Genomic DNA, 5589 nt, shown 5'->3' on the forward strand with positions numbered 1-5589 from the left:
AGGCGAGCGATAGCATGGAAACAACCCGCGTCGGTTTCAGGATGCGCCTGGTCGTTCGCACGCAACCCCCCGGCGCCACAAGTGCCATGCTTGCAGGATGCCTCGGACCAGCGCGCGCAGACGTGCGGCCGCAGGCAAGGAGGCCGCTGGCACCACGCAACCGTGACGTGGTCGGCGCGCCGCAGCAGAACACGCCGGATACCTGCCCTCACAACAATTCAGGCGGGGTCCGTGATGCCGAGGTCCGCTGTATGCCTGATGAATTGCTCCACCTGCCTGTGATCCACCGCATTCTGGCCCGTGACAAGGATACCCCCGGCGCGCTGTTGCCGATCCTGCATGCCATCCAGCACGACATCGGCTACATCCCCGATGCCGCTGTCGCCGAAATTGCCCATGCCCTGAACCTCAGCCTGGCCGAGGTGCATGGGGTGATCAGCTTCTACCACGATTTCCGCACCACGCCACCGGCGCGCCACACCCTGCGCCTGTGCCGTGCCGAGTCGTGCCAGAGCCGGGGCGCCGAGGCGCTGGCCGCGCAACTGCGCGAACAGCTGGCGCTGGACGACCACGGCACCAGCGCCGATGGTGCCATCAGCCTGCGCCCGGTGTACTGCCTGGGCGCCTGCGCCTGCTCGCCAGCGCTGGAACTGGACGGTCAGGTGCATGCGCGCCTTACCCCTGAGCGCCTGCGCGCGCTGGTCAACGCTTGCCGGGAGGACGCAGCATGCTGAAGCTGTACATCCCCTGCGATTCGGTAGCCCGTGCCGTGGGCGCCGACCAGGTCGCCGATGCCTTGCAGCGGGAGGCCGAGCGCCGCCAGCTGCCGCTGGACATCCAGCGCACCAGCTCCCGCGGGCTGTACTGGCTGGAGCCGTTGCTGGAATGCGACAGCGCGCAAGGGCGCCAGGGTTTCGGCCCGGTCACCCCGGACGACGTGCCGTCCTTGCTCGACGCCTTTACCGGTGAGCCCGGTGAACCCGGTGAACCCGGCGGCCATTCACTGGCCCTGGGGCCGGTCGAGGACATCCCTTACCTCAAGACCCAGCAACGCCTGCTGTTCGCCCGCGCCGGCATCACCCGCCCATTGTCGCTGGACGACTACCGTGCCCATGGTGGTTTTGCCGGCCTTGAGGCGGCCGTGGCCCTGGACGGTGCCGAGGTGGTCGCCGCCGTGCTCGATTCCGGCCTGCGTGGCCGCGGCGGTGCGGCGTTCCCGGCCGGCATCAAGTGGCGCACCGTGCGTGACGCCGTAGCAGGCCAGAAGTACGTGGTGTGCAACGCCGACGAAGGTGACTCCGGTACCTTCGCCGACCGCATGCTGATGGAAGGCGACCCGTTCCTGCTGATCGAAGGCATGATCATTGCCGGCCTCGCCGTGGGTGCCGACAAGGGCTACATCTATGTGCGCTCGGAATACCCCGATGCCATCCGCGTGCTCGACCAGGCTTTCGCCATCGCCCGTGACGCCGGCTACCTCGGCAGCGACGTGGCCGGCAGCGGCCAGGCCTTCGACCTGGAAGTACGGGTCGGCGCCGGCGCCTATATCTGCGGCGAAGAAACCGCGCTGCTCGAATCCATCGAAGGCAAGCGCGGCATCGTCCGTGCCAAGCCTCCGCTGCCCGCGCTGCAGGGCCTGTTCGGCCTGCCGACGCTGGTGCACAACGTGCTTACCCTGGCCTCGGTACCCATCATCATGGCCAAGGGCGCGGCGTTCTACCGCGACTTCGGCATGGGCCGTTCGCTGGGCACCATGCCGTTCCAGTTGGCCGGCAACATCCGCCAGGGCGGCCTGGTGGAACGCGCCTTTGGCCTGACCCTGCGCGAACTGGTGGAAGGCTATGGCGGCGGCACGGCAAGTGGCCGGCCGCTGAAGGCCGCGCAGGTGGGTGGCCCGCTCGGTGCCTGGGTACCGCCAAGCCACTTCGACACGCCGCTGGACTATGAAGCCTTCGCCGCCATGGGCGCGATGCTCGGCCATGGTGGTGTGGTGGTGGCCGACGACACCCTGAACATGGCCAGCATGGCGCGCTTCGCCTTGCAGTTCTGTGCCGAGGAGTCCTGTGGCAAGTGCACCCCGTGCCGCATCGGCTCGACCCGCGGCATGGAAGTGGTCGACCGGCTGATCGCCACCAGCGACATGACCGAGCGGCACGACCAGGCCCTTTTGCTGCGCGACCTGTGCGACACCATGCAATACGGCTCGCTGTGCGCCATGGGCGGCATGACCGCCTATCCGGTGGCCAGCGCGCTGAAGTACTTCCCCGCCGATTTCGGGCTGACCCACACGGAGGCCGCGCAGTGATCAATTTCTTCGACCCCGCTTCTGATAAAAGCAGCGACTTCGGCACCCCGGCCCGTGACAGCGAGGTACAGGTCAGCCTGAGCATCGATGGCCGTGCCATCACTGTGCCCGCCGGTACTTCGGTGATGCGTGCCGCGGCCATGCTCGGCACCAGCATCCCCAAACTGTGCGCCACCGACAGCCTCGAAGCCTTCGGCTCGTGCCGCATGTGCATGGTAGAAATCGAAGGCATGCGCGGCTACCCGGCCTCCTGCACCACCCCGGTCAGCGAAGGCATGGTGGTGCACACCGAAACCCCGCGCCTGGCCGGCCTGCGCCGCAACGTGATGGAGCTGTACATCTCCGACCACCCGCTGGACTGCCTGACCTGTTCTGCCAACGGCAACTGCGAGCTGCAGACCGTGGCCGGCCAGGTGGGCCTGCGCGAAGTGCGCTATGGCTACGATGGCGCCAATCACCTGGCTGAGAAAAAGGACGTATCCAACCCGTATTTCGACTACGAGCCGAGCAAGTGCATTGTCTGCAGCCGCTGCGTGCGTGCCTGCGAGGACATCCAGGGCACCTTCGCCCTGACCATCACCGGGCGCGGCTTCGAATCGCGAGTGGCGGCCGCGGGTGGTGAAAACTTCCTCGCCTCCGAGTGCGTGTCGTGCGGTGCCTGCGTGCAGGCCTGCCCGACCGCGACCCTGACCGAAAAGAGCCTGGTGCAACTGGGCCAGCCAGAGCGTGCGGTCATCACCACCTGCGCCTATTGCGGCGTGGGCTGCTCGTTCCGCGCCGAAATGAAGGGCGACCAGCTGGTGCGCATGGTCCCGGACAAGAACGGCGGCGCCAACCACGGCCACGCCTGCGTCAAGGGCCGCTTCGCCTGGGGCTACGCCACCCACCCGGACCGCATTACCAGGCCGATGATCCGCAAGCGCCTGGAAGACCCATGGCAGGAAGTCAGCTGGGACGAGGCGGTGACCTATGCCGCCAGCGAGTTCCGCCGCATCCAGCTCAAGTACGGTCGCGATTCCATCGGCGGCATCACTTCCAGCCGCTGTACCAACGAAGAAGCCTACCTGGTGCAGAAACTGGTGCGCACGGCGTTCGGCAACAACAACGTCGACACCTGCGCGCGGGTGTGCCATTCGCCCACCGGTTATGGCCTGAAGCAGACCTTGGGTGAATCGGCCGGTACGCAAAGCTTCGACTCGGTGATGCAGGCCGACGTGGTGCTGGTGATCGGCGCCAACCCCACCGACGCCCATCCGGTATTCGGTTCGCAGCTCAAGCGCCGCCTGCGCCAGGGTGCTCGGCTGATCGTGATCGACCCCCGGCGTATCGACCTGGTCGACTCGCCGCACGCCCGCGCCGAGTTGCACCTGCAACTGCGCCCGGGCACCAACGTGGCCATGCTCAACGCGCTGGCCCACGTGATTGTCACTGAAGGCCTGCTGGCCCAGCGTTTCATCGATGCACGTTGCGAAACCGCGGATTTCGCCCGCTGGCGCGACTTCGTCAGCCAGGCGGATAATGCCCCCGAAGTACTTGGCCCTGTCTGTGGCGTACCTGCCGAGCAGATCCGCGCCGCCGCCCGCCTGTATGCCACCGGCGGCAACGCGGCGATCTACTATGGCCTGGGCGTGACCGAGCATAGCCAGGGCAGTACCGCGGTGATGGGCATCGCCAACCTGGCCATGGCCACCGGCAACATCGGCCGTGAAGGGGTAGGGGTGAACCCGCTGCGCGGGCAGAACAACGTGCAGGGCTCGTGCGACATGGGCTCGTTCCCCCACGAGCTGCCCGGCTACCGGCACATTTCCAACGAAGGCGTGCGCGCCGAGTTCGAGCGTGCCTGGGGCGTTACCCTGCAGCCCGACCCGGGCCTGCGTATCCCCAACATGTTCGAAGCGGCGCTGGACGGCAGCTTCAAGGCCTTGTACTGCCAGGGCGAGGACATTGCCCAGAGCGACCCCAACACCCAGCACGTCACGGCGGCCCTGCTGGCCATGGAGTGCGTGGTGGTGCAGGACATCTTCCTCAACGAAACAGCCAAGTTCGCCCATGTGTTCCTGCCGGGCAGCTCGTTCCTCGAGAAGGACGGCACCTTCACCAACGCCGAGCGGCGTATTTCGCGGGTTCGCAAGGTCATGGAGCCGCTGGCCGGCAAGGCCGACTGGGAAGCGACCGTGGCCCTGGCCAATGCCCTGGGCTACCCGATGAATTACCGTCACCCGTCCGAGATCATGGACGAGATCGCCCGCCTGACGCCCACCTTCCACCGCGTCAGCTACGCCGAGATCGACCGCCACGGCAGCCTGCAGTGGCCGTGCAACGATGCAGCGCCCGATGGTACGCCGACCATGCACATCGACCAGTTCGTACGTGGCAAGGGGCGCTTCATGCTTACCGGCTACGTGCCCACCGAGGAGAAGGTCAACAACCGCTACCCGCTGCTGCTGACCACCGGGCGTATCCTCAGCCAGTACAACGTCGGCGCCCAGACCCGGCGCACCGGCAACGTCGCCTGGCATGACGCCGATCGCCTGGAAATCCACCCGACCGACGCCGAAAGCCGTGGCATCCAGGACGGTGACTGGGTCGGCATCGGCAGCCGCGCCGGGCAGACGGTGCTGCGTGCCAAGGTCAGTACCCGGGTGGCGCCGGGGGTGGTATACACCACGTTCCACTTCCCCGAGTCGGGGGCCAACGTGATTACCACCGACAACTCCGACTGGGCCACCAACTGCCCTGAGTACAAGGTGACGGCGGTGGAGGTGGTGAAAGTGTTCCAGCCTTCGCAGTGGCAGAAGCGCTACCAGGACTTCAGTGACGAGCAGCGGCGCTTGCTGAAGGAGCGCCGTATTGCGGAAAAAGCCGAGGTGCGCCGATGAGCAGTGAGAACCTGGTCAAGATGGCCAACCAGATTGCCCATTACTTCGACAGCGAGCCAGACCGGGCGCTGGCGGTGCAAGGGGTGCGGCAGCATCTGCAGAGCTTCTGGACGCCGACGATGCGCCAGCAGCTGGCGCAATGGATCGAGGCCAATGCAGGGGAGGGGCTGGACCCGAAGGTGCGGGAAGCGTTGGCCTAGCGTTTGGTGTTGAAAGGGGCTGCTGCGCAGCCCATCGCCGGCAAGCCAGCTCCCACAGGTACTGCAAGGGCTGGGCAATTTCCCACAGGTACTGCACATGGCTTGAGGTCAATGCGGTTGATGTGGGAGCAACTGTCTTGCTCAATTTCTAAAAGCTGGCGTGATCCCTGTGGGAGCGGGCTTGCCCGCGAACACGGGCGAAGCC

The 5589-nt window shown here is 66.5% G+C and carries 4 protein-coding genes; all 4 read left to right on the forward strand.

All coding sequences use genetic code 11. The features are described 5' to 3' along the window. Positions 1–251 precede the first annotated feature (251 nt). The 4 genes from ACK1U9_RS15340 to ACK1U9_RS15355 are packed head-to-tail and all read left to right on the forward strand — an operon-like array spanning position 252 to position 5384. Positions 252–734 carry a formate dehydrogenase subunit gamma gene (locus ACK1U9_RS15340; protein WP_108481876.1) on the forward strand — a complete coding sequence of 161 codons (483 nt, stop codon included), beginning with the start codon at positions 252–254 and terminating at the stop codon, positions 732–734. Then, positions 728–2305, forward strand: a complete 1578-nt coding sequence (locus ACK1U9_RS15345) for a formate dehydrogenase beta subunit (RefSeq protein WP_449109990.1) — start codon at positions 728–730, stop codon at positions 2303–2305. Before ACK1U9_RS15340 ends, ACK1U9_RS15345 begins: the two co-directional genes overlap by 7 nt. Next, entirely contained in the window at positions 2302–5184 is a 2883-nt protein-coding gene (fdhF, locus tag ACK1U9_RS15350) for a formate dehydrogenase subunit alpha (protein WP_108481854.1), read from the forward strand. The genes ACK1U9_RS15345 and fdhF overlap by 4 nt, the downstream gene beginning before the upstream one ends. Then, positions 5181–5384, forward strand: coding sequence for a formate dehydrogenase subunit delta (locus tag ACK1U9_RS15355; RefSeq protein WP_449109991.1), 204 nt, complete (start codon positions 5181–5183; stop codon positions 5382–5384). The genes fdhF and ACK1U9_RS15355 overlap by 4 nt, the downstream gene beginning before the upstream one ends. The last annotated feature ends 205 nt before the right edge of the window (positions 5385–5589 follow it).

This window comes from Pseudomonas sp. XP1 (genome assembly GCF_053557675.1).